Source organism: Leclercia sp. W6 (genome assembly GCF_003336345.1).
GTDB lineage: Bacteria > Pseudomonadota > Gammaproteobacteria > Enterobacterales > Enterobacteriaceae > Enterobacter.
On sequence record NZ_CP031104.1, the window covers coordinates 3,353,954 to 3,379,201 of the forward strand.

General features: G+C 56.6%; 19 protein-coding genes. 8 read left to right on the top strand and 11 right to left on the bottom strand.

Annotation, left to right across the window (positions count from 1 at the left end; genetic code table 11):
- Positions 1-36: 36 nt before the first annotated feature.
- Together DVA43_RS16350 and malK are read right to left on the bottom strand one after the other, a co-directional pair.
- Positions 37-1,347, bottom strand: a complete 1,311-nt coding sequence (locus DVA43_RS16350) for a maltoporin (RefSeq protein WP_114317156.1) — start codon at positions 1,345-1,347, stop codon at positions 37-39.
- 71 nt (positions 1,348-1,418) lie between these two features.
- A complete protein-coding gene (malK, locus tag DVA43_RS16355; RefSeq protein WP_103825387.1) occupies positions 1,419-2,528 on the bottom strand; it encodes a maltose/maltodextrin ABC transporter ATP-binding protein MalK in 1,110 nt (369 codons plus the stop codon).
- Positions 2,529-2,898: 370 nt separating this feature from the next.
- On the opposite strand from malK, the gene malE reads away from it, so the two are divergent.
- The 3 genes from malE to malG all read left to right on the top strand — a co-directional run bounded on the left by malE (position 2,899) and on the right by malG (position 6,656).
- Positions 2,899-4,089, top strand: a complete 1,191-nt coding sequence (gene malE, locus DVA43_RS16365) for a maltose/maltodextrin ABC transporter substrate-binding protein MalE (protein ID WP_139157118.1) — start codon at positions 2,899-2,901, stop codon at positions 4,087-4,089.
- Positions 4,090-4,206: 117 nt separating this feature from the next.
- Entirely contained in the window at positions 4,207-5,751 is a 1,545-nt protein-coding gene (gene malF, locus DVA43_RS16370; protein ID WP_114316160.1) for a maltose ABC transporter permease MalF, read from the top strand.
- A 14-nt stretch (positions 5,752-5,765) separates the two neighbouring features.
- Positions 5,766-6,656: a maltose ABC transporter permease MalG gene (malG, locus tag DVA43_RS16375; RefSeq protein ID WP_032615951.1), complete on the top strand. Its 891-nt coding sequence runs from the start codon at positions 5,766-5,768 to the stop codon at positions 6,654-6,656.
- A gap of 94 nt (positions 6,657-6,750) precedes the next feature.
- On the opposite strand, the gene psiE is transcribed toward malG, so the two are convergent.
- Both psiE and pgi read right to left on the bottom strand, forming a co-directional pair.
- Positions 6,751-7,161 (bottom strand): phosphate-starvation-inducible protein PsiE, encoded by a 411-nt coding sequence (gene psiE / locus DVA43_RS16380; protein ID WP_114316161.1) that lies wholly within the window; start codon positions 7,159-7,161, stop codon positions 6,751-6,753.
- A 176-nt stretch (positions 7,162-7,337) separates the two neighbouring features.
- Positions 7,338-8,987 (bottom strand): glucose-6-phosphate isomerase, encoded by a 1,650-nt coding sequence (pgi, locus tag DVA43_RS16385; protein WP_114316162.1) that lies wholly within the window; start codon positions 8,985-8,987, stop codon positions 7,338-7,340.
- A gap of 304 nt (positions 8,988-9,291) precedes the next feature.
- Here pgi and lysC point away from each other — a divergent pair, with 304 nt between their 5' ends.
- Positions 9,292-10,641: a lysine-sensitive aspartokinase 3 gene (gene lysC, locus DVA43_RS16390; RefSeq protein WP_103825382.1), complete on the top strand. Its 1,350-nt coding sequence runs from the start codon at positions 9,292-9,294 to the stop codon at positions 10,639-10,641.
- Positions 10,642-10,706: 65 nt separating this feature from the next.
- Here the strand turns inward: lysC and DVA43_RS16395 are convergent, their stop codons facing one another.
- On the bottom strand, positions 10,707-11,933 hold the full coding sequence (locus DVA43_RS16395; RefSeq protein WP_114316163.1) for an RtcB family protein: 1,227 nt from the start codon (positions 11,931-11,933) through the stop codon (positions 10,707-10,709).
- A gap of 188 nt (positions 11,934-12,121) precedes the next feature.
- On the opposite strand from DVA43_RS16395, the gene rtcR reads away from it, so the two are divergent.
- The 3 genes from rtcR to DVA43_RS16410 all read left to right on the top strand — a co-directional run bounded on the left by rtcR (position 12,122) and on the right by DVA43_RS16410 (position 15,092).
- On the top strand, positions 12,122-13,702 hold the full coding sequence (gene rtcR, locus DVA43_RS16400; RefSeq protein WP_114316164.1) for an RNA repair transcriptional activator RtcR: 1,581 nt from the start codon (positions 12,122-12,124) through the stop codon (positions 13,700-13,702).
- A 110-nt stretch (positions 13,703-13,812) separates the two neighbouring features.
- Positions 13,813-14,757: a ketopantoate/pantoate/pantothenate transporter PanS gene (panS, locus tag DVA43_RS16405; RefSeq protein WP_114316165.1), complete on the top strand. Its 945-nt coding sequence runs from the start codon at positions 13,813-13,815 to the stop codon at positions 14,755-14,757.
- A gap of 62 nt (positions 14,758-14,819) precedes the next feature.
- Positions 14,820-15,092: a DUF3811 domain-containing protein gene (locus DVA43_RS16410; protein ID WP_103177828.1), complete on the top strand. Its 273-nt coding sequence runs from the start codon at positions 14,820-14,822 to the stop codon at positions 15,090-15,092.
- Here the strand turns inward: DVA43_RS16410 and rluF are convergent, their stop codons facing one another.
- The 5 genes from rluF to metH form a co-directional block, all read right to left on the bottom strand.
- Positions 15,093-15,968: a 23S rRNA pseudouridine(2604) synthase RluF gene (gene rluF, locus DVA43_RS16415; RefSeq protein ID WP_103825377.1), complete on the bottom strand. Its 876-nt coding sequence runs from the start codon at positions 15,966-15,968 to the stop codon at positions 15,093-15,095.
- Positions 15,969-16,019: 51 nt separating this feature from the next.
- On the bottom strand, positions 16,020-16,358 hold the full coding sequence (locus DVA43_RS16420; protein WP_114316166.1) for a helix-turn-helix domain-containing protein: 339 nt from the start codon (positions 16,356-16,358) through the stop codon (positions 16,020-16,022).
- Positions 16,355-16,711, bottom strand: coding sequence for a type II toxin-antitoxin system RelE/ParE family toxin (locus DVA43_RS16425; RefSeq protein WP_103177825.1), 357 nt, complete (start codon positions 16,709-16,711; stop codon positions 16,355-16,357). Before DVA43_RS16425 ends, DVA43_RS16420 begins: the two co-directional genes overlap by 4 nt.
- A gap of 108 nt (positions 16,712-16,819) precedes the next feature.
- Entirely contained in the window at positions 16,820-18,451 is a 1,632-nt protein-coding gene (locus DVA43_RS16430) for a Na/Pi cotransporter family protein (RefSeq protein ID WP_103825374.1), read from the bottom strand.
- 270 nt (positions 18,452-18,721) lie between these two features.
- Complete coding sequence (metH, locus tag DVA43_RS16435; protein WP_114316167.1) at positions 18,722-22,405, bottom strand: methionine synthase; 3,684 nt, start codon at positions 22,403-22,405, stop codon at positions 18,722-18,724.
- A gap of 195 nt (positions 22,406-22,600) precedes the next feature.
- Between metH and iclR the strand changes: the two genes are divergently transcribed.
- A complete protein-coding gene (gene iclR, locus DVA43_RS16440) occupies positions 22,601-23,425 on the top strand; it encodes a glyoxylate bypass operon transcriptional repressor IclR (protein ID WP_103177822.1) in 825 nt (274 codons plus the stop codon).
- Positions 23,426-23,506: 81 nt separating this feature from the next.
- Here the strand turns inward: iclR and aceK are convergent, their stop codons facing one another.
- Positions 23,507-25,234: a bifunctional isocitrate dehydrogenase kinase/phosphatase gene (gene aceK, locus DVA43_RS16445; RefSeq protein WP_114316168.1), complete on the bottom strand. Its 1,728-nt coding sequence runs from the start codon at positions 25,232-25,234 to the stop codon at positions 23,507-23,509.
- Positions 25,235-25,248: the final 14 nt, after the last annotated feature.

Sequence of the window (25,248 nt, forward strand, 5' to 3'; positions counted from 1 at the left end):
GCCCCTCTTTTAGGTCAATACATCAGGTGTTACGACTTACCACCAGATTTCCATCTGGGCACCGAAGGTCCACTCATCATTGTCGCCACGGCTGAAGGTTTTCGCGGAGGTGTCGTTGTACGCTACGCCAGAGGTGTAACCTGCACCAGAGTCGTTGTTCGCGTAACCCCATTTCTCATCCCACTTGGCGTAGGTTGCGAAGACGCGGATAGCCGGACGAGACCAGATGCTGTCGCCAGCCTGCCACTGTTGGGCCAGGGTGATTTTGTACTGGCTGTTGGTGTCGTCAGTTTTCTGAGATTTGACGTTGTCGTAGCCCACTTCCAGCAGGGTGGACATGATTGGCGTCCATTTGAACATCGGACGAACACCGACGGTCCACCACTCGGTACCGTTGTTGTTGTCCAGGTCGATGTTCTGGTACATACCGACGTACATCAGATCCCACTGGTCAGCCAGGGTGACAGCACCGTGGTCAAGAACGCGGATCATGGAGCCGTCGTTGTTCAGGCTCGCACCCTGCGGAATACCTTTACCGTTAGAAGTCATGGAGTCTGTTGCGTACTGAACAACAAACTTGTTAAAGCCTTTCAGCATGCTCTGGGTGTGTTCAGCGGTGAACATCCAGCCATCTTTAGAGGCGCCAGGCTGCAGGTAGTAGTCGTCAGGAATGTTGGTGTGACCGTAGTCAACGCCCAGCTCCAGCGTACCGCCTGGGTTGATTTCCATACCGGCTAAACGAACGTCAAAGACATCGTTTGGTACGATATTGTCGTAAATACGGTCGCCATTTGCATCGAAGTCGGCAAATGCAGAAGAGCCGCCGGACTCAGAAGAACGGGTCGCTGCCAGAGAGAGTTTACCGAAGCCCAGATCGATGTTTTCGATACCTGCACCAGGACCGGAGATATCCCAGTAGTAGAAGTCGATCATGTGAACGTCATGACGCTGATAGAAGCGCTTACCGGCCCAGATAGTGGAACCTGGCAGCCATTCAATCAGATTTTTACCCTGCACGTTAGCTTCGCGGAAGGCCGGGCTGGTTGATTCCCAGTCGTTCTGTTGAGAAACAGAGTAGGCTACGTTGGTGTCGAAGTAGAAGCTCTTGTCGCCCTCTTTCCACACTTCCTGACCCAGTTTCAGTTCGGCATAGGTTTCACATTCGTTACCAAGACGGTATTTGCTCTGTGCACCTGTTGCCTGGAAACACTGTTGTTCGCCACCACTCCCGGTCCAGCCAATGCCAGAACGAGCATAACCTTTGAAGTCTACAGCGCCGGCCTGGGCAGACATGATGCCTGCCGCAATGGCGAGTGCCAGAGGGACTTTGCGCAGAGTAATCATTATTCTATCTCCTGAGATCATTGCTTTTCTTTGAACACTTCACCTGATGGTTTCGTGCTTATTATTGGGATTGCTTAAACGCCGGGCTCTTGATGCAGCCGACGACATGCGGTGCCATCCTCACGGAACAGATGGCAGCGCTCTGGCGGCAAGCCGATAGCGAATGTGGCACCCTCTTTTACCAACACCACGTCGTTCTGGCGGTAGACCAGGTTCTGACGAATGGCTGGGATCTGGATATGAATCTGTGTTTCGTGACCTAACTGCTCAACCACCTGAACCTCGCCCTCCAGGGTCACATCAGCGATGTGGCTTGGCAGCAGATGTTCAGGACGGATCCCGAGGGACATGTTGGCCCCCACGTTGACGTTTACGCTGTCTACCGGCAGCCACACCTGCTGGCGGTTCGGCAGCTCAACCTGAACCTGATCGATGGCAGTAGCGGTGACTTTTACCGGCAGGAAGTTCATCTTTGGCGAGCCAATAAAGCCCGCAACAAAGCGGTCTGCCGGGTAGTGATAGAGCTCCAACGGTTTACCCACCTGCGCCACGCGACCGGCATCCAGCACCACAATCTTGTCGGCGAGGGTCATTGCTTCGACCTGATCGTGGGTGACATAAATCATGGTGCGACCAAGACGCTTGTGCAGACGGGAAATCTCGATACGCATCTGCACGCGCAGCGCGGCGTCGAGGTTCGACAGCGGCTCATCGAGCAGGAACACGCGCGGCTCTGCCACCAGCGTACGGCCAATCGCCACACGCTGGCGCTGACCACCGGATAGGGCCTTCGGCTTACGGTCCAGCAGATGCGCCAGCTGCAACACTTCAGCAACCTGGGTCACGCGCTGGTTGATGGTCTCTTTTTTGGCGCCCGCCAGCTTGAGGCCGAACGACATGTTCTCGGCAACGGAGAGGTGGGGATAAAGCGCATAGGACTGGAAGACCATCCCGACGCCGCGCTCCGCAGGCGGAATATCGTTCATGCGGGTATCGCCAATCATCAGATCGCCGCTGGTGATGGTTTCCAGACCGGCAATCATACGCAGCAGCGTAGATTTACCGCAGCCTGACGGGCCAACAAAAACCACGAATTCACCTTCCTGGATATCGAGGTTGATATCTTTCGATACCACCACGTCACCCCAGGCTTTCGTTACGTTACGCAGTTCTACGCTCGCCATGCCCTACTCCCTTCGTTACAGCCTGTCATCAACAGAAACATTCAATATGGGCTGACTATGCGGTATCGGGGCGTTTCGCGAATCCTCCACCCCCAGCCTTTTTTATGGGGGAGGAGGCGGGAGGATGAGAGAGTGGACTCCGCCAGCGCCCCCCGGGGGCGGAGGCAAAATTCGTGATGTCACCGGCAAAATTCATCGCTCTTTTGTGTGCGCCAGGACACATAACTGAAATTTATGCAACGCAGATCACATAAAGCGGGGGTGGGGCGTAGGGGCCAGGAGGATGGAAAGAGGATGTCAAATAAGGAGACTGAGCGACGTTGAACCACCTCAATGTATCCACAGCACATCACCAAAAAGGATGGCAGATATGAATATCAAGACTGGCGCACGCGTTTTCGCATTGTCCGCCCTTGCAGCAATGATGATTTCCGCACCGGCGCTCGCCAAAATTGAAGAAGGTAAGCTGGTAATCTGGATTAACGGCGACAAAGGCTATAACGGCCTGGCTGAAGTGGGTAAAAAATTCGAGAAAGATACCGGCATTAAAGTCACCGTTGAACACCCGGACAAACTGGAAGAGAAATTCCCACAGGTTGCTGCAACCGGCGACGGCCCGGACATTATATTCTGGGCCCATGACCGTTTCGGCGGCTACGCTCAGTCTGGCCTGCTGGCCGAAATCTCCCCGGATAAAGCCTTCCAGGACAAGCTGTTCCCGTTCACCTGGGACGCTGTGCGTTACAACGGCAAGCTGATCGCTTACCCGGTTGCGGTTGAATCGCTCTCCCTGATCTACAACAAAGACCTCGTACCGAACCCGCCAAAAACCTGGGAAGAGATCCCGGCGCTGGATAAAGAGCTGAAGGCGAAAGGTAAGAGCGCGCTGATGTTCAACCTGCAAGAGCCGTACTTCACCTGGCCGCTGATTGCAGCCGACGGCGGTTATGCGTTCAAGTTTGAAAACGGCAAATATGACGTGAAAGACGTCGGCGTGGACAACGCAGGCGCGAAAGCGGGTCTGACCTTCCTGGTAGACCTGATCAAGAACAAACAGATGAACGCGGACACCGACTACTCCATCGCAGAAGCGGCCTTCAACAAGGGCGAAACCGCGATGACCATCAACGGTCCGTGGGCGTGGTCCAACATCGACAAGAGCAAGATCAACTACGGCGTTGCAGTGCTGCCAACCTTCAATGGCAAGCCGTCTAAACCGTTCGTTGGCGTGCTGAGTGCCGGTATCAACGCCGCCAGCCCGAACAAAGAGCTCGCGAAAGAGTTCCTGGAAAACTACCTGCTGACCGATCAGGGTCTGGAAGAAGTGAACAAGGATAAACCGCTGGGTGCCGTCGCGCTGAAATCCTTCCAGGAAACCCTGGCGAAAGATCCACGCATCGCCGCCACCATGAGCAACGCTGAGAAGGGCGAAATCATGCCTAACATCCCGCAGATGGCTGCCTTCTGGTACGCCACCCGTACCGCGGTGATCAACGCCGCCAGCGGTCGTCAGACTGTGGATGCTGCGCTGAAAGATGCTCAGGGTCGTATTACCAAGTAAGTAAAAGCGGCGGGTGGCGCTTCGCTTACCCGCCCTACAACTACGGTTCGAGCCGTAGGTCAGGTAAGCGGAGCGCCACCTGACAATAAGTTTTCACAGTTGTAGAGGAAGAACCCCATGGATGTCGTTAAAAAGAAACACTGGTGGCAAAGCGACACGCTGAAATGGTCAGTGATTGGTCTGCTGGGTTTGCTGGTGGGTTACCTTATTGTTTTGATGTACGCCCAGGGGGAGTACCTGTTTGCCGCCATGACGCTGATCTTAAGCGCGGTCGGCCTCTATATTTTTGCTAACCGCAAAGCCTACGCCTGGCGCTATGTCTATCCAGGTGTTGCCGGGATGGGGCTGTTTGTCCTGTTCCCGCTTATTTGCACCATCGCCATCGCTTTCACCAACTACAGCAGCACCAACCAGCTCGCGCAAGAGCGCGCCCAGCAGGTGCTGATGGATCGTTCCTATCAGGCCGGTAAGACCTTTAACTTTGGTCTCTATCCCGCAGGTGACGAGTGGAAGCTGGCGCTGACCGACGATGCCGCAGGCAAATATTACGTCTCCGACGCCTTTAAATTTGGCGGCGAGCAGAAACTGGCCCTGAAAGAAGCTGATGCCCTGCCGGAAGGGGAACGCGCCAACCTGCGCGTCATCACCCAGAACCGTCAGGCGCTGACCCAGATTACCGCTGAGCTGCCGGACGAAAGCAAAGTCATTATGAGCTCGCTGCGCCAGTTCTCCGGCACCCGCCCGCTGTACACGCTGGGCGATGACAGCACGCTCACCAACAACCAGACCGGCGTGAAGTACCGTCCGAACAACGAGATTGGCTTCTACCAGTCCGTGAATGCTGACGGCACCTGGGGCGACGATAAGCTCAGCCCGGGCTATACCGTCACCATCGGCTGGGACAACTTTACCCGCGTCTTTACCGACGAAGGCATCCAGAAACCGTTCTTCGCCATCTTTGTCTGGACCGTGGTCTTCTCGGTACTGACCGTGATCCTGACCGTGGCCGTTGGCATGGTGCTGGCCTGCCTGGTGCAGTGGGAAGCTCTGAAAGGCAAAGCGATTTACCGCGTCCTGCTGATCCTGCCGTATGCCGTACCGTCATTCATTTCAATTCTGATTTTCAAAGGGCTGTTCAACCAGAGCTTTGGTGAAATCAACATGATGCTGAGCAGCCTGTTTGGTATCAAACCGGCATGGTTCAGCGACCCGACCACCGCCCGTACCATGATTGTTATCGTCAACACCTGGCTCGGCTATCCGTACATGATGATCCTGTGCATGGGGCTGTTGAAGGCGATCCCGGATGACCTGTATGAAGCATCTGCCATGGACGGAGCCACCCCGTTCCAGAACTTCTTTAAGATTACGCTCCCGCTGCTGATCAAGCCGCTGACGCCGCTGATGATTGCCAGCTTCGCCTTTAACTTTAACAACTTCGTGCTGATTCAACTGTTGACCAACGGTGGCCCGGACCGTCTCGGCACTACTACGCCAGCCGGTTATACCGACCTGCTCGTGAGCTACACCTACCGCATCGCCTTCGAAGGCGGCGGCGGCCAGGACTTTGGTCTGGCGGCAGCGATTGCCACCCTGATCTTCCTGCTGGTGGGCGCGCTGGCAATCGTGAACCTGAAAGCAACCCGCATGAAGTTTGACTAAGGAGGGTACTGAAAATGGCTATGGTCCAACCCAAATCACAAAAGTTACGTTTACTGATCACCCACCTGGGTCTGCTGATTTTTATCGCGGCAATCATGTTCCCGCTGCTGATGGTTATCGCCATCTCCCTGCGTTCGGGTAACTTCGCCACCGGTAGCCTGATCCCGGAGCAAATCTCCTGGGAGCACTGGAAGTTAGCGCTGGGCTTCAGCGTGGAGCATGCCGATGGCCGCGTCACCCCGCCGCCGTTCCCGGTGTTGCTGTGGCTGTGGAACTCGGTGAAAGTCGCCACCATCACCGCGATCGGTATCGTGACGCTCTCCACCACCTGCGCCTACGCCTTTGCCCGTATGCGCTTCAAAGGGAAAGCGACGCTGCTGAAAGGGATGCTGATTTTCCAGATGTTCCCGGCGGTCCTGTCCCTGGTGGCCCTGTACGCCTTGTTTGACCGTCTCGGCCAGTACGTGCCCTTTATCGGTCTGAACACCCACGGCGGGGTGATTTTCGCCTACCTCGGCGGGATCGCGCTGCACGTCTGGACCATCAAAGGCTATTTCGAAACCATCGACAACTCGCTGGAAGAGGCCGCGTCGCTGGATGGCGCCACCCCGTGGCAGGCGTTCCGCCTGGTGCTGCTGCCGCTCTCCGTACCGATTCTGGCGGTGGTCTTTATTCTGTCGTTTATCGCCGCCATCACCGAAGTGCCGGTCGCTTCACTGCTGCTGCGTGATGTGAACAGCTACACCCTGGCGGTAGGGATGCAGCAATACCTCAACCCGCAAAACTACCTGTGGGGCGACTTTGCCGCCGCCGCCGTACTCTCCGCTATCCCGATCACCGTCGTCTTCCTGCTGGCCCAGCGCTGGCTGGTGAACGGCCTGACCGCGGGAGGCGTGAAAGGTTAAGTTTCATTGTTTTTCCACTGCAACCCTCAACTTTGCCTTGATGTCTTGATCCAAACTTGTGACTGTATTCGGCGGCCCTCGGGCCGCCCTTTTTTTATTCCCGCTTCAGTCGCTTCGAATTGCACAGCCAGAGGGTGACCACCAGCAGCAGAATAGCCGCCGAGTAGAGCAGCACGTCGAGGGGCGATTTATGATCGACGATGATCAGCCGCACAATCGCGGTGATACCAATGTAGACAAAGTAGCGCAGCGGGAAGTGGAAGCCAGACTGAAAGTACTTGACGATCAGGGCGATAAATTCGAAGTAGAGAAAGTAAACCACCAGCCCTTCAACCAGCTCGTATTTGCTGGATTGCTCAGGGGCAAAAAGCACATCAGCCAGATGCACCGTCTCTTTACCGAGGAAGACGACCAGGATCAGGCCAAGGCTCAGCAGACCCAGGTTCAGCACGGTCTGCAGAATGGTTGAGATAAACTCAACGCGTGGGCGAGTCAGGGATGTCATACAGCACCTCATTCTCCGGGACGAGATTCCTGTATAACGCAAAAATGTGACGGGGATCTATATTTTTTGTTTATATTTTGTGCAGATCTGCCGGGCGGCACTCCGTTTGCCCGGCCTACGGGGGTTTTGTAGGCCCGGTAAGCGTAGCGCCACCGGGCAGACAGACCGCAGCAGAATTATGCGCGCCAGGCTTTATAACGGTTAATCAGGCCGTTGGTGGAGCTGTCGTGGCTGCTAATCTCCTGGTTATCACCCAGCTCAGGCAGGATGCGGTTAGCCAGCTGTTTGCCCAGCTCTACGCCCCACTGGTCAAAGGTGAAGATGTTCAGGATGGCACCCTGGGTGAAGATTTTGTGCTCATACAGGGCAATCAGCGCGCCCAGGCTGAACGGGGTGATCTCACGCAGCAGGATGGAGTTAGTTGGGCGGTTGCCTTCGAACACTTTGAACGGCACCACGTGATCCAGGGTCGCCGGATCTTTACCCTGATCGCGATACTCCTGCTCAACCACATCACGCGCTTTACCGAACGCCAGCGCTTCGGTCTGCGCGAAGAAGTTCGACAGCAGCTTCGGATGGTGGTCAGACAGCGGGTTATGAGTGATAGCCGGGGCGATGAAATCGCACGGTACCATTTTAGTGCCCTGGTGGATCAGCTGGTAGAACGCGTGCTGGCCGTTGGTGCCAGGCTCACCCCAGATGATTGGGCCGGTCTGGTAATCCACGGCGTTACCGTTACGGTCAACGTATTTACCGTTGGATTCCATATTGCCCTGCTGGAAGTAGGCTGCGAAACGGTGCATGTACTGGTCGTACGGCAGGATCGCTTCGGTTTCTGCACCAAAGAAGTTGTTGTACCAGATGCCGATCAGCGCCAGCAGCACCGGCAGGTTTTTCTCTGCCGGAGTGGTAGAGAAATGTTTGTCCATCGCATGCGCGCCGGAGAGCAGCTCAACAAAGTTGTCGTAGCCCACGGAGAGGATGATGGACAGACCGATTGCGGACCACAGGGAGTAACGGCCGCCAACCCAGTCCCAGAACTCGAACATGTTGGCAGTGTCGATGCCGAACTCGCCGACCGCTTTAGCGTTGGTGGAGAGCGCCGCGAAGTGTTTCGCCACGTGCTGCTCATCACCGGCAGTTTTCAGGAACCAGTCGCGCGCGCTGTGGGCGTTGGTCATGGTTTCCTGGGTGGTGAAGGTTTTAGACGCCACCAGGAACAGGGTGCTTTCCGGGTTCACTTTTTTCAGCACTTCGGCGATGTGGGTGCCATCGACGTTAGAGACAAAGTGCATGTTGAGGTGGTTCTTATACGGGCGCAGCGCTTCGGTCACCATGAATGGGCCGAGGTCGGAGCCGCCGATACCAATGTTCACCACGTCGGTGATCGGTTTGCCGGTGTAGCCTTTCCACTGACCTGAGATGATTGCTTCCGAGAAGGTTTTCATCTTTTCCAGCACGGCGTTCACTTCCGGCATCACATCTTTGCCGTCAACGATGATTGGAGTATTGCTACGGTTACGCAGTGCAACATGCAGTACGGCGCGATCTTCGGTGCGGTTGATCTTCTCGCCAGAGAACATGGACTTGATGGCACCGCTCAGATCGGTCTCTTTCGCCAGATCCTGCAGTTTTGCCAGCGTCTCTTCGGTGATGCGGTTTTTGGAAAAATCGACCAGCATCTGATCGTCGAAGGTCGCGGAGAACTTATTAAAACGATCGCCGTCTTTCGCGAACAGCTCCGCGATGGTGACGTCTTTTATCTCATCAAAGTGTTTCTGTAATGCCTGCCAGGCTGCAGTCTGCGTTGGATTGATATTTTTCATAGCAATACTCTTCTGAATTGAGAATTGTGACCTCGGTCGATTGTAGCCTCTGTCGCCAAAAATTGTGATGGTTTTTATGCCATTGGCCTGGCCTGCATCAAGTGCAGTGCAAAAGCCCCAAAAGTATAGCTGTTATAAGTCCTGTTTCTCATATGGAAGGCAGCATGAAAAATCCGCATAATCCCGGCGTTGACAGGATCCTCTGCACATTTTATTTATACACACGGTATTTGCGCCTGCACCGATAAAACTATTTTGTCCTTGTGCCATGGTCGCTCTTTTCCTTCCCTGACACGAGGTTGTTATGACGAGTTTTGTTGTCGCCAAGTTTGGCGGTACCAGCGTGGCCGATTTTGATGCCATGAACCGCAGCGCCGATGTGGTGCTGGCCGATCCGAATACCCGGCTGGTGGTGTTGTCTGCTTCGGCGGGCGTCACCAATCTGCTGGTTGCCCTGGCAGAAGGGCTGGAAGCGAGCGAGCGCCAGGCGAAGCTGGAAGCGCTGCACAAAATTCAGTTCGATATCCTTAGCCGCCTGCGCGATCCGAGCGTCATCAGCGAAGAGATTGAGCGCCTGCTGGAAAATATCATCACCCTGGCGGAAGCCGCCTCGCTGGCCACTTCCACCGCCCTGACCGACGAACTGGTCAGCCACGGTGAGCTGATGTCGACCCTGCTGTTTGTCGAAGTGCTGCGCGAGCGTAACGTTCAGTCGCAGTGGTTTGACGTGCGTAAAGTGCTGCGCACCAGCGATCGCTTTGGCCGTGCCGAGCCGGACATTGAGGCCATTGCCGAACTGACGACCCAACAGCTGGCACCGCGTCTGGCGGAAGGGATTGTCATCACCCAAGGCTTTATCGGTAGCGAAGCCAAAGGCCGCACCACCACCCTGGGCCGTGGCGGCAGCGACTACACCGCAGCCCTGCTGGGCGAGGCGCTGCGAGCCTCCCGTGTGGATATCTGGACGGACGTGCCGGGCATCTACACCACCGACCCGCGCGTGGTGCCGGCGGCAAAACGTATTGACGTGATCGCCTTTGAAGAGGCCGCCGAGATGGCGACCTTCGGCGCGAAAGTGCTGCACCCGGCGACACTACTGCCGGCAGTGCGCAGCGACATTCCTGTGTTCGTCGGCTCCAGCAAGGATCCAAAAGCGGGCGGCACCATGGTGTGCAACACCACCGAAAACCCACCGCTGTTCCGCGCCATCGCCCTACGTCGTAAACAGACCCTGTTGACCCTGCACAGCCTGAGCATGCTGCACTCCCGCGGCTTCCTGGCCGAGGTGTTCAGCATTCTGGCGCGCCACAGTATCTCGGTTGATCTGGTGACCACCTCAGAGGTGAACATCGCCCTGACCCTGGACACCACCGGCTCAACCTCCACCGGCGATACCCTGCTGACGCAGTCCCTGCTGATGGAACTCTCTGAGCTGTGTCGCGTCGAGGTGGAAGAAGATCTCGCCCTGGTGGCGATCATCGGTAACGAGCTGTCCCGCGCCAGCGGCGTGGGCAAAGAGGTGTTTGGCGTGCTGGATCCGTTTAACATCCGCATGATTTGCTATGGCGCATCCAGTTACAACCTCTGCTTCCTGGTACCAGGCCATGAAGCCGAGCAGGTTGTGCAGAAACTGCATCATAACTTGTTTGAATAACAAAAAAAGGCCCGGTAAACCGGGCCCTTTTTTTATCCTGCCAGCACCGTTATCAGCCATCTCTTTTATCCTTTTACACATACCACCTGGCGCAAGGTATGGACGATCTCGACCAGCGAGGCCTGCGCCGCCATGACGGCATCGATGTCTTTATAGGCCATCGGTATCTCATCGATAACCTCGCTGTCTTTTCTGCACTCGATGTGAGCCGTGGCGCGAACCTGATCGGCGACGGTGAAGCGTTTTTTGGCCGCCGTGCGGCTCATCACCCGCCCTGCCCCGTGGCTGCAGGAGCAGAAGCTCTCTTCATTGCCCAGGCCGCGCACGATAAAGCTCTTCGCCCCCATCGACCCGGGGATGATCCCCATCTCGCCCTTCTGCGCCGACACCGCCCCTTTGCGCGTCACCAGGACCTCTTCACCAAAATGACGCTCTTTCTGGACATAGTTGTGATGGCAATTCACCGCCTCCTGCTGCGTGAGGAAAGGCTTTGGCACAATGCGCGAGAGCGCGGCCAGCACGCGGGACATCATCACCTCGCGGTTATGGCGCGCAAAATCCTGTGCCCACTCCACGGCTTCGATGTAGTCGTTATAGTGCCGGCTCCCCTCCTGGAAATAGGCCAGGTTTCTGTCAGGCAAGTTGGCAATATGCTGCTGCATATCCTTCTGCGCCAGCGTGATAAACACATTGCCGATAGCATTGCCCACACCACGCGAACCGCTGTGCAGCATGACCCAGACGCGTTGCTGCTCATCCAGGCAGATCTCGATAAAGTGGTTCCCGGTGCCCAGCGTCCCCAGATGCTGATGGTTATTGGTTTTCAGCAGTTGCGGATATTTATCCGTCAGCCGTTTGAAGCGCGGCGCCAGCCGGGCCCAGTGGTTATCCACCTCATCCGGCGTCTTTGCCCATGCGCCCTTATCGCGATGGGAGCGGGTATTGGTCCGCCCGTGCGGCACCGCCTGTTCAATGGCGCTGCGCAGCCCGTGAAGGTTATCCGGCAGATCGCCTGCCAGCAGAGATGTCCGCACGGCAATCATCCCACAGCCGATATCCACCCCCACCGCCGCCGGAATGATGGCCCCTTTGGTGGGGATCACGCTGCCAATGGTGGAGCCTTTTCCGAGATGCACATCCGGCATCACCGCCAGATGTTTAAAGATAAACGGCATCTTTGCGGTATTGAGCAACTGCTCGCGCGCCTCTGGCTCAACGGGCACCCCGTGCGTCCACATTTTTACCGGTGCGCTGTGCTGCGCCGTTAAAACGTCAAAATCATTCTGTTTCATAGTGCTCATCCTCAGGGCTATCTATTACTGAGAAGTATTGCCAGAAGCGTGCCAGAATAATCACCCTCAACATAAAAAACATATCTCATTGATTATATTATTCTTTATTCATTTTCCCTCTTAAAGCGTTGCCTGACTCGCAGAATTTTTTTATCTTTTGATATCGGATTTTATCTTGCAGGATAAACATGAAAAAGCGGCGAGTGGTTATTGGGGTACTGGGTACGGTGATGGACAAACGCGGCAAGCGGGCTAACCGCTTACGTAAATGGCGCCCAACGGTCGCGCTTTGCCTCCAGCCCGATCTGCACGTCGACAGGCTTGAGTTGCTCCACCAGCCGCAGGACCGGGGGATGGCGGAACAGATAACGGAAGATATCAGCCAGCTTTCCCCCCATACCACCGTGCACGCATGTCCCGTCACCATCGCCGATCCCTGGGATTTTGAGGAGGTCTACGCCGCCTTCCTCGACTTCGCCACACACTATAAGTTTGACACCGAGCATGAAGAGTACCTGGTGCATATCACCACCGGTACGCACGTGGCGCAGATCTGCTGGTTTTTGCTGACCGAAGCGCGATACCTTCCCGCCAGCCTGATCCAGACCGGCCCTGCCAGCAGGGATGCGCCTGAAGAGGCCGTCCCCGTCGGCCGTTACTCGATTATCGATCTGGATTTAAGCCGCTATACCACGTTGACCAGCCGCTTTCAGCGTGAACAGCAGGAATCCGTTTCGTTCCTGAAAGCCGGGATTGATACCCGCAATGCCATCTTCAACACCCTGATCGATCGGATTGAGCGTGTGGCGCTGCGCTCGACCGCTCCTGTCCTGCTGACTGGCCCAACGGGGGCCGGAAAATCGTTTCTCGCCAACCGCATCTACCAGCTTAAGCAATCCCGTCATCAGCTTTTCGGCAGGCTGGTAGCAGTAAACTGCGCCACGCTGCGGGGCGACAACGCCATGTCGACCCTTTTCGGCCATGTCAAAGGGGCGTTTACCGGGGCGGCAACGACCCGCGCCGGGCTGCTGCGCGAGGCCGATGGCGGCGTGCTGTTTTTAGATGAGATTGCCGAACTGGGCCTCGATGAACAGGCCATGCTGTTGAAAGCTATCGAAGAAAAAACCTTCTTCCCGTTTGGCTCCGATAAAGAGGTCAGGAGCGATTTTCAGCTGATTGCCGGCACGCACCGGGATATGCGTCAGTGGGTGGCGGAAGGTCGTTTTCGCGAAGATCTCTACGCCCGTATCAATATGTGGAGTTTTGCCCTGCCCGGCCTGGCGCAGCGCCGGGAAGATATCGCCCCCAACGTGGAGTACGAACTGCAACGCTTTGCGGCCGAAGCACAATCTCAGGTTCGTTTCGACAAAGAGGCGCGCGAGCGCTATCTGCGTTTTGCTGACTCTCCGCAGGCGTTATGGCGCGGTAACTTTCGTGAACTGGGATCCTCTGTGGCGCGAATGGCCACGCTTGCTGAGCAGGGGCGTATTACGCTGGCGTTGGTTGAGGAGGAAATTGCCCGTCTGCTTAGCGACTGGCAGGCTATTTCGCTACCGGCTACGGCAGAAATGGCGATCGACCTTTTCGATTTGCGTCAACTGGAAACCGTGCTGGAGGTCTGTCGCCACAGTGCCTCCATGTCTGAGGCCGGACGCGAACTTTTTGCCGTCTCGCGTTTGAAAAAAGCGAATCCTAACGATGCCGACAGGCTCCGCAAATATCTGGCCCGCTTTGGCCTGAGCTGGGAGAGCGTACGTCAGCGATCATGAATATTATTTGATTGAACAAAATTACTTAGCACGATAAACAATACCTCTAAGCCGGGCTCGATCCCGGCTTTTTAATAACGATACAACACAACAAATCGCAAGGAATCTGTATGTTATCCGCCATCACCCGGCTGTTCCCGCTATGGGCGCTGCTGCTCTCTGTTATAGCCTATTATACGCCCGCCACGTTTACCCCTGTCGGCCCGTGGGTCACCACGCTGCTGATGCTGATCATGTTCGGCATGGGCGTGCACCTGAAAATCGACGATTTTAAACGCGTCCTGTCGCGTCCCGCCCCGGTTGCGGCGGGGATCTTTCTGCACTATCTGGTGATGCCCCTGGCGGCATGGGCCCTGGCTATCGCCTTTAAGATGCCGCCAGACCTCTCCGCCGGGATGGTACTGGTGGGCAGCGTGGCCAGCGGTACCGCCTCCAACGTGATGATCTATCTGGCGAAAGGGGATGTGGCGCTGTCGGTGACCATCTCCTCTGTCTCCACGCTGGTGGGCGTGGTGGCGACCCCGCTGCTGACGCGTCTATATGTGGATGCCCACATTCAGGTGGATGTGATGGGAATGTTGCTGAGCATTCTGCAAATCGTGGTGATCCCGATTGCGCTGGGGCTGGTGATTCATCACCTGTTCCCTCGCGTGGTAAAAGCCGTTGAGCCCGCTCTGCCCGCGTTTTCAATGGTATGTATTCTGGCGATCATCAGCGCCGTGGTCGCCGGTTCTGCGGCGCATATTGCCTCTGTCGGTTTTGTGGTGATTATCGCCGTGGTACTGCACAACATTATTGGCCTGATGGGCGGCTACTGGGGCGGGAAGCTGTTCGGCTTTGACGAATCCACCTGCCGCACGCTGGCGATTGAAGTGGGGATGCAGAACTCTGGGCTGGCCGCGGCTCTCGGCAAAATCTACTTCTCGCCGCTGGCAGCACTGCCGGGCGCGCTCTTCTCGGTATGGCATAACCTTTCCGGCTCGCTGCTGGCGGGTTACTGGTCGGGTAAGCCGCTCGAGGGGCAAAAGAAAAGCGATGTGGTGAAGGAAGGTTAATTCACTTCGCCGCAGCGAAGGCATGCTTTACACTGAAGCCTCTTTCACAGGAGGCTTCAGGTATGTCCACACCAAGATTGACCCAGAAAGAGATGACGGAAAGCGAGCAGCGCGAACTGAAAACCCTGCTCGACCGCGCGCGTATCGCCCATGGCCGTCTGCTGACCAACGCCGAAACCAATCACCTCAAAAAAGAGTACATCGACAAACTGATGGCGCAGCGTGAGCTGGACGCCAAAAAAGCCCGCAAACTTCGAAAAGAGCAGGCTTATAAAGTAGATAAAGAGGCGACATTTTCCTGGTCAGCGAATACCCCAACCCGTGGAAGGCGCTGATTAGCGCCCTTTCTTTTTACGGCCTGGCGACGTAAAGCGCTTTCCGTTTCCGGCAGGCTTCGCCCGGCTTTTCTCTTCCGATTGCGGAGCCTTAACCACCGGGCGTTTGATGCCCTGCGTTTTCGGTTTGGCTTTCGCTTTTGGTTTCGCTTCCGAGGATGAATTCTCAATCAGCTTAAAGAGCTCAATCAGTTCATCATCGGTCAGATCGCGCCACTCGCCCAGCGGGATGCCGGAGAGGCTGACGTTCATAATGCGCGTACGTTCCAGCTTCGTCACTTCGTAACCGAAATATTCGCACATGCGGCGGATCTGGCGGTTCAACCCCTGAACCAGGGTAATGCGGAACGCGAACGGCGCCTCTTTCTTCACCTTGCACTTTTTCGTCACCGTGCCGAGGATCGGAACGCCTGCGCCCATGCCGCGGATAAAGTCGTCCGTCACCGGTTTGTTAACCGTGACGATGTACTCTTTTTCGTGGTCGTTACCGGCACGCAGGATCTTGTTCACCAGATCGCCGTGGTTGGTGAGGAAAATCAACCCCTGGGAGTCTTTGTCCAGGCGGCCAATCGGGAAGATACGGCTGCTGTGGTTGACGAAATCCACGATGTTGTCACGCTCGCCATCTTCCGTGGTACTGACAATGCCAACCGGTTTGTTCAGCGCGATAAACACCAGGTCTTCTGCGTTACGGGGCTCGATCGTTTGACCATTCACTTTGACCACATCGCCAGGAACAACCTGATCGCCAATGGTGGCGCGTTTACCGTTGATAAACACGTTGCCCTGTTCGATGTAACGGTCAGCCTCGCGGCGCGAGCAGATCCCGCTCTCGCTAATGTATTTGTTTAATCGGGTGGATTGAGTTGGCAGCATAATTTCTCCTGTAGAGGCGAAATATACCTTAGGTTTCGGCTGGTAAAAAGATCAGCCTACCGTCACTGAGACAGGTTTCCCAAGTTTGCTGAGCATCATCACCAGGGTATCAAGAGTAAACTTGCTGGTTTTAAGATTCACGACATCTGACACACGCGGTCGTGAGACATTGAGCTTCTCCGCGGCGTCCGCCTGACGAAGGTTATGCTCAGCAATCCATGCTGAAATTTCTTGCATCAGCTGTCGTTTAAGCAGCAACAGTTGTTCGACGTCTTTCTGGGCATCCTCCTGCAGATGTTTAGATTCATGCTCGTTAAAGCCGAGTTCGGCAAAAATATTTGCCTCTGTAGGGGTGATATGGCGAATTTTACAATCAATGGCCTGACTCATTTTCCACTCCTTAGCTCCTCCATTACGCTCTGAAAACGCGCTTTCGCGATACGCTTATCGTGCTCGGATGTACGTCGGCTTTTTTTTATAAAACAGTGCAGGATATAAACAGCCTCTTCAAAACGGGCCAGGTAGAGGATACGGTAAGCCCCAGAACTACTGCGCAATCTGACTTCTTCCACGCCTCTGCCAATCTCCGTCATTGGCTTCCAGTCTGCCGCCTCTAACCCTGCCTGCAGGCGGTGCAACTGATAGCCAGCCTCCCGGCGGACCTCTTCGGGAAAACAGAGCAAATCATCGAACGCACTCCCTACCCAGGCTATCGGGCGCAGGGTCGGTCTTTCTGGCAGCATAACACATCCCTGTATAAAATTTTATACATATCATCCATGGCATAACATTAAACCAGGCGATGTGTTTACTCACGCCTCGCCGCTCCGTTCTGCGAGGCGCTTTCCAGATCAATACTCATCCCGTCCATCGTCCTCATCCGGCTGCTCCATTACGCTGTAAGCCACCGCGCAGAACAGGGAGTTAAGGCGCTTCATGTCGCCAAGCAGCCCCAGGTGCAGGGAGCTGGTCTCGATGCTTTGCACGTTCTGCTGGTGCAGACGGTCAACGTGCGCGTGGGAATAGCGACGGTTGAGAATACGGAACCGGTGTTTATTACGGCGCAGACGGCGGGCGCTGGGTACGTCGCCGGAGAAAAAGACCGACATCGCCAGCTTCAGGTTGGCGAGCAGCTGATCGTGCAGTGCGTCCAGCTCTTTAACCCCTTCCAGGGAGAATGCCCGGCGGGCCGCCAGCGATTTGTCGGCAATTTCACTCCCCATGCGCTCGACGATGTCAGAGGCCTGCTCAAGGTTAAGCGACATCTCGATGATCTCCGCCCAGCGACGGGATTCCTCTTCCGCCAGCTCATCTTTTGGCATCCGCGCCAGATAGAGCTTGATGGCGGTATAGAGCACGTTGATATCGTCGGCGAGTTTACGCAGCGCTTTCTCTTCCCGCGGCTCGCCATGCACCACCTTTTTCAGCCCCTCCAGCATTAACTCCATCGCATCGCCCATGCGCAGCGTTTCGCGGGCGGCATTGGCCAGTGCCAGCGCCGGGGTATCCAGCGCGGTGGTATCGAGATGTTTCGGTTTCAGACGGGTATCAAGCTCCGGTTCATCACGGATGATACGTTCACAGAAGCGCGCCATTGGCCCAGCAAAGGGCACCATCGCCACGCAGCGCACCAGGTTATAGAAGACGTGGAAGTAGATGACCATCTCCGATTCCGGCAGCGACAGGTTATCCATCAGGTCCGCCAGCGGCTTAACGAACGGCAGAATAATCAGGCTTCCCACCAGCTTAAACAGCAGGCTGCCAAGCGCTACGCGGCGCGCTGCGGCATTGGCTGCGCTGTTGTTAAGTACCGCCAGCAGGCCGGAGCCAAGGTTCGCACCAATCACCAGACAGAGGGCGACCGGGAAGGAGATGATCCCCGCCGCGGTCAGGGTCGCGGTTAACAGCACCGCCGCCAGGCTGGAGTAGCTGATAAGCGCAAACACCGCACCAATCAACGCATCCAGCATAATATCGCCGGTCAGCGAAGCGAAGATAACCTGGACGCCGCTGGCCTGCGTAATGGGGGTGACGGCCTGAACGATCAGCTCCAGGGCCAGCAGAATCAGCCCAAGGCCGATCCCCACGCGCCCCAGCTGTCCGGCCCGGGTCTGCTTACGGCCAAGGAAAAATATCACGCCAATAAAGATCAGCAGCGGCGACAGCCAGGAGAGATCAAAGGTCAATACTCGCGCCATCAGCGCGGTCCCTACATCGGCACCGAGAACAATCACCAGCGCAGGCGTCAGCGCCACCAGATCCTGGGCCACAAACGAGGTGACCAGCATAGTGGTGGCGTTGCTGCTTTGCACCAGCGCGGTGACGCCAATGCCTGCACAGAACGCGAGCGGCTTTTTCTCAACGCTGCGGCTAAGAACGGTACGTAAGCGGGCACCAAAAACGCGCATTACGCCGGTACGGACAATATGGGTGCCCCAGACCAGCAACGCCACGGCAGAAAGCAGATGTAGCAGAGTCAGCACGGATACAGGTTCTCCTTTTCGTTATCGGTTCCTTAAGCCCATGCCAGAAACGCCGGATGGCGCTTCGCTTATCCGGCCTACGCCTGGCCTGAGCTCCTCTCAAGTATAAGGGGTCAAACGTAAGAAAGAGACAGGGCACCCATTGGGTGCCCTGTTTGTTGTAAGGAAACGTGACGTGAGCCGGACCCTGACCGTCGGCGGCGCAGTCAGATTGCACACGGACTGCCCGTAGTGAGGACAGCCCTGATGCAAGCTGGCAAGTAAGCCAGGTCAGTCGGCGTCGTAGCCGAGGTTTGGCGCTAACCAGCGCTCCACCTCCGCCAAGCTCATCCCTTTACGCAGGGCATAATCTTCCACCTGGTCACGCTGGATCTGTGCCACGGCGAAGTATTTGCTGTCAGGGTGACTGAAGTACCAGCCGGAAACCGATGCACCCGGCCACATGGCGAAGGATTCGGTGAGCTTCATGCCGGTATGGGCTTCGACATCCAGAAGCCGCCAGATAGTGCCTTTCTCGGTGTGCTCCGGGCAGGCAGGGTAGCCTGGCGCCGGACGGATCCCCTGGTAGTTCTCGCGGATCAGATCCTCATTGCTGAGATTCTCAGTAGGCGCGTAACCCCAGTGCACCTTACGCACCCGCTCGTGCAGGTATTCCGCAAACGCCTCGGCCAGACGGTCGGCAATCGCTTTGATCATGATTTTGTTGTAATCATCATGCTGCGCTTCGTAGGCATCCGCCAGCGCGTCCTCCTCCAGCCCGCCGGTCACGGCGAAGGCACCGATGTAGTCCGCTTTACCGCTCAGCTTCGGCGCGACAAAATCGGCCAGGCAGTAGTTAGCAAAACCCACCTTTTCGGTCTGCTGACGCAGATGATGGCTTACGGTCAGCACGTGAGTACGCGTCTCATCGCGATAAATTTCGATATCGTCGCCTACGCGGTTCGCCGGGAACAGCCCCACCACGCCGCGCGGGTTGAGGGTTTTCTCGGCGCTGAGCTTATCGAGCAGGTCGTTGGCATCTTTAAACAGGCGCTTCGCCTCCTCGCCCACCACCTCATCTTCGAGAATGCGCGGGTACTTCCCGGCCAACGACCAGGTCATAAAGAACGGCGTCCAGTCGATATAGTTACGCAGGGTCTCGATGCTGGCCGTTACCTCCTGCACGCCCAGACGATGGGCAACTGGCGGCGTATAGCTCGACCAGTCAAAGGCCAGATCGTTATCCCGCGCCGCAACCAGCGTTACCGGCGGGGTGCGCGGCTTTTTACGCCCGTGCTGAATGCGCACCGTTTCATACTCTTTGCGGGTTCTGGCAACAAAGTCGTCGCGCTGGGTTTCGGACAGCAGCGCCGAAACCACGCCAACCGTGCGCGAGGCGTTCTGCACATAGACCGTCGGTCCGCTGTAGTTCTGCTCGATCTTCACCGCCGTATGCGCTTTCGAGGTGGTCGCTCCGCCAATGAGCAGCGGAATGGTAAAGCCCTGGCGCTCCATCTCTTTCGCCACGTTGACCATCTCATCCAGCGACGGGGTAATCAGTCCGGAGAGGCCAATCAGATCGGCATTCACTTCGCGTGCGGTTTTGAGGATTTTCTCAGCCGGCACCATCACGCCCAGATCGATAATCTCGTAGTTATTACACTGCAGCACCACGCCAACGATGTTTTTGCCGATGTCATGCACATCGCCTTTTACGGTGGCGATGACCATCTTGCCGTTACTGGAGCCTTTTTCTTTGCTGGCTTCGATAAACGGCTCCAGATAGGCCACGGCCTGCTTCATCACGCGGGCGGATTTCACCACCTGCGGCAGGAACATTTTGCCCTCGCCGAACAGATCGCCGACCACGTTCATGCCGTCCATCAGCGGCCCTTCGATCACTTCAATCGGGCGCGCGGCCTGCTGGCGGGCCTCTTCGGTATCTTGTTCGATAAACTCGGTGATCCCTTTTACCAGCGAATATTCGAGGCGTTTTTTCACATCCCAGGTACGCCATTCGGCCTGCTGGACATTGGCGCTGTCATCGGCTTTGCTGCCGCGATACTTTTCGGCCAGCTCCAGCATGCGCTCGGTGGCGTCGTCGCGGCGATTCAGGATCACATCCTCAACCGCGTCGCGCAGCTCCAGTGGCAGGTCGTCATAAATCGCCAGCTGCCCGGCGTTAACGATCCCCATGTCCATCCCGTTACGGATGGCGTAATAGAGGAACACCGCGTGGATCGCCTCACGCACCGGGTCGTTACCGCGGAACGAGAACGAGACGTTGGAGACGCCGCCGGAGATCAGGGCATGCGGCAGCTCGCGCTTGATGTCTTCGCAGGCGCCAATAAAGTCCTGGGCGTAGTTATTGTGCTCTTCGATCCCGGTGGCGACGGCAAAGATGTTCGGGTCAAAGATAATGTCTTCCGGTGGGAAGCCGACCTCTTCGGTCAAAATCTGGTATGCGCGGCGGCAAATCTCAATTTTGCGCTCACGGGTATCCGCCTGGCCCACTTCGTCAAAGGCCATCACCACCACGGCGGCACCGTAGCGGCGCACCATCTTCGCGTGATGGATAAAGGGCTCAACCCCCTCTTTCATTGAGATGGAGTTAACGATCCCCTTGCCCTGAATGCACTTCAGCCCTTTTTCGATCACTTCCCACTTCGAGGAGTCGATCATAATCGGCACGCGGGCAATGTCCGGCTCACCGGCAATCAGGTTGAGGAAACGCACCATCGCCGCTTCGGCGTCGAGCATCCCCTCATCCATGTTGATATCAATGATCTGCGCCCCGCTCTCAACCTGCTGGCGGGCAACATCCAGCGCTTCGCTGTACTTCTCTTCTTTGATCAGGCGTTTGAACTTCGCGGAGCCGGTCACGTTGGTACGTTCGCCAACGTTCACAAACAGGCTGTCATCGCCAATGTTCAGCGGCTCAAGACCAGACAGTCGACAGGCCACCGGCAGATCGGGGAGCTTACGTGGCGCCAGGCCCGCCACCGCGTTGCTCATAGCGGCAATGTGCTCTGGCGTGGTGCCGCAGCAGCCGCCGACGATATTCAGGAACCCGGATTCGGCCCACTCGCGGATCTGCGCCGCCATGGTGGCAGCATCGAGATCGTACTCACCAAAGGCGTTCGGCAGGCCGGCATTCGGGTGAGCAGTGACGTAGCACTCCGCGATGCGCGACAGCTCCTGCACATACTGGCGCAGTTCGTCCGGCCCCAGGGCACAGTTCAGACCAAAGGTCAGCGCATCGGCGTGGCGCAGGGAGTTATAAAAGGCTTCAGTCGTCTGTCCGGAAAGGGTACGGCCAGAGGCATCGGTGATGGTGCCGGAGATCATAATCGGCAGGTCGACCCCCAGGGCTTCGAACTCCTCTTTCACCGCGTAGATGGCGGCTTTGGCGTTGAGCGTATCGAAGACCGTTTCAATCATGATCAGATCGACACCGCCTTCCACCAGCGCTTTGGTGGACTCGCGGTACGCGGTTACCAGCTGGTCAAAGGTGATATTACGAAAAGCCGGATCGTTCACATCTGGCGAGATAGAGGCGGTGCGGTTGGTCGGGCCAAGTACGCCCGCCACATAGCGCGGTTTCTCTGGCGTGCGGGCCGTCCACTCATCGGCGCAGGCGCGGGCCAGCTTCGCAGCCTCGTAGTTGATCTCCGCCGACAGGGATTCCATCTCGTAATCCGCCATGGCGATGGTTGTCGAGTTAAAGGTGTTGGTCTCAACGATATCCGCACCCGCCTCGAAATAGGCGTAGTGAATGGCGGCGATAATCTCTGGCTTGCTGAGTACCAGCAGGTCATTGTTACCTTTTAGATCGCAGGGCCAGTCGGCGAAACGGTCACCGCGAAAGTCGTCTTCACTCAGACGATAGCTCTGGATCATGGTGCCCATACCGCCATCCAGTACCAGAATGCGTTCATTTAACTGCGCACGCAGTTGATCTACTTTGCTGCTCACACTTGCTCCCGACAACGCTCAACCAGGCCAAAAGGCCAGCAGTCCATACTGGCATAATCTTGCTAAGGGGAAAAGTCACACCGCGGTAACATGAGACATGTTCAGCATGACTCATCCGATCAGTCAGGATAACGGTTGCAAAACATCCAAATAAAACGAAAATGATTTCCACGATACAGAAAAAAGGAGCCTGCCATGGTCGCCACCGTTCCCGCTAAACGCGGCAGAAAACCCGCCGCCGCGACCGCCCAGGCGGGCGGTCAAGTCCAGTCCCTGACCCGGGGGTTAAAGCTCCTCGAATGGATAGCCGAGTCGCACAGCAGCGTGGCGCTAACGGAGCTGGCCCAGCAGGCAGGTCTGCCAAACTCCACCACCCATCGCCTGCTGACCACAATGCAGCAGCTGGGCTTTGTTCGTCAGGTGGGCGAGCTCGGGCACTGGTCCGTGGGTGCCCACGCGTTTATAGTCGGCAGCAGCTTTTTGCAGAGCCGTAATCTGCTCGCTATTGTCCACCCGATCCTGCGCAAGCTGATGGAAGACTCCGGCGAGACGGTCAACCTGGCGGTGCTCGATCAGAGCGATCATCAGGCGATTATTATCGACCAGGTGCAGTGTACCCAACTGATGCGCATGTCGGCGCCGATTGGCGGCAAACTGCCGATGCACGCCTCCGGGGCAGGAAAAGCGTTTTTGTCCCAGCTCAGCGAAGAGCAGGTAACGGGTCTGCTGCACCGCAAAGGCTTACACGCCTATACCCATGCGACGCTGGTATCACCGGTCCATCTGAAAGAGGATTTAGCCCTGACGCGCAAGCGCGGCTACTCCTTCGATGATGAAGAGCATGCTCTCGGCCTGCGCTGTATTGCCGCCTGCATTTATGATGAGCACCGCGAGCCGTTTGCCGCTATCTCCATCTCCGGGCCGATCTCACGGATGACCGACGACCGGGTGACCGAGCTGGGAGCGCTGGTGATTAAGGCGGCGAAAGAGGTGACGCTGGCGTATGGTGGGATTCGTTAAGTCTTCAATGCCCGGCGGCGCTATGCTTGCACGGGCCTACAAAATTCTGTAGGCCGGGTAAGGCGCAGCCGCCACCCGGCGTTAAGCCGCATACTTCACGCTAAACCGCTGCTTACGCCGGTAAGCATAAACATCTTCCACATGCCCGTTCTTAATGCGGGTCTGCAGGCCACGCCAGTAATCGGCGCGAAACAGATCGGCATGCATCTCTTCAAACAGTGCTCCGATACGCGGGTCAGCGCATAACCAGTGGCGAAACTCCTCCGGGAAGACATCCCCCGGCGAGACGCTGTACCACGGCTCGCTGGCGAGCTCATCTTCCGGGTAGCGCGGCGGCGGGATTTCACGAAAATTCACTTCCGTCATGTAGCAGATTTCGTCGTAGTCATAGAACACGACCCGCCCGTGACGGGTGACGCCAAAGTTTTTAAACAGCATGTCGCCCGGGAAGATATTGGCTGCCGCCAGCTGCCGGATGGCATTGCCGTACTCTTCAATCGCATCGTGCAGCGCCTGCCCCTCTGACTGCTCCAGCCAGATATTGAGCGGCACCATCCGCCGTTCAATGTAGAGATGACTGATGACGATTTTATCCCCCAGATCGCTGATTTTTTCTGGCGCTTCCTGGAGCAACAGCGCCATCAGCTGCGGCGCAATCTGTCGCTTATCGAGAACAAAATTCTTAAACTCCTGGGTATCCGCCATGCGCCCGACGCGATCGTGCTCCTTAACCAGCTGGTAGCAGGCGCGTACATGGGCGGCAGACATCTCTTTCTGCGGGGCGAATTTATCCTTTATCACCTTAAACACCCGGTCAAAACCCGGCAGGGTAAAGACCAGCATCACCATGCCGCGAATGCCTGGCGCCTCGATAAACTGCTCATCGGCATGGGCGATATAGTGCAGGTATTCCCGGTAGCTCTCGGTTTTCGCATGTTTCTGGCACCCTATCGCCATATACAACTCAGCGGTGGTTTTACCGGGCAGGATCTCACGCAGCCACTCCACCAGCGCGCCTGGCAGGGGGGCGTAAACCATAAAGTAGGAACGGGCGAAGCCGAAAACCATGCTCGCTTCGGCGCTGGTGGTCAGGCAGGTATCCACCACCAGTTCGCCTTCATCGCTGCGGTGAATGGGCAGTAAAAACGGCAGTGTGGCGTCCGGGGTAATCAGTTTCCCCACCAGCCAGGCGGCTTTGTTGCGGTAGAACAGTTCATTCGCTACCTGTAAATGAGAGTCTGGCAGAGTGTCCGCGCCGAGCGTTTCCAAAAGATGGGCAATGATATACCCGACATCACGCGGGCGATTTTGCCACGGCAGACGCAGGGGAAGGTCGGCCAACACTTTGGTTAACAACGCCTCCCATCCCTGTTCAGGGTAGAAATCTTTCGCCAGCGGACGCGGCAGGGCGCGAAAACGTTGCCCCGGCTGAGAGCTGAAAATAAAAAGCCGCTCCGGTGACAGCGAGCGGTGATCAAACAGCCGACAGTAGACGGAATTGAAAAAGCTTTCCGCAATTTCATAGCGCGGATAATCCGGCAGCAGCTGGGTGTAATGGCTTTTCACCCGCAGCAAAAAAGCGGCATTGATATCGGTGCTGCCGGTGATGCAGCGCAGCTGCTCTACCACCAGACCCACATGGTGATCGTAGAGATGAATACGCTGTTTCATGGCCTGCTGCACGGCGTGCCAGTCTGCCTGCTCGAAGCGCTGCTGCGCCCCGCCCGTCACTTCCAGAAAACGGCCATACTGAGCATCAAAGCCCTGCAAGATAGTCTGCGCAATCAGTAATTCCAGGCCACGCGACATAGATGTCCCTCACC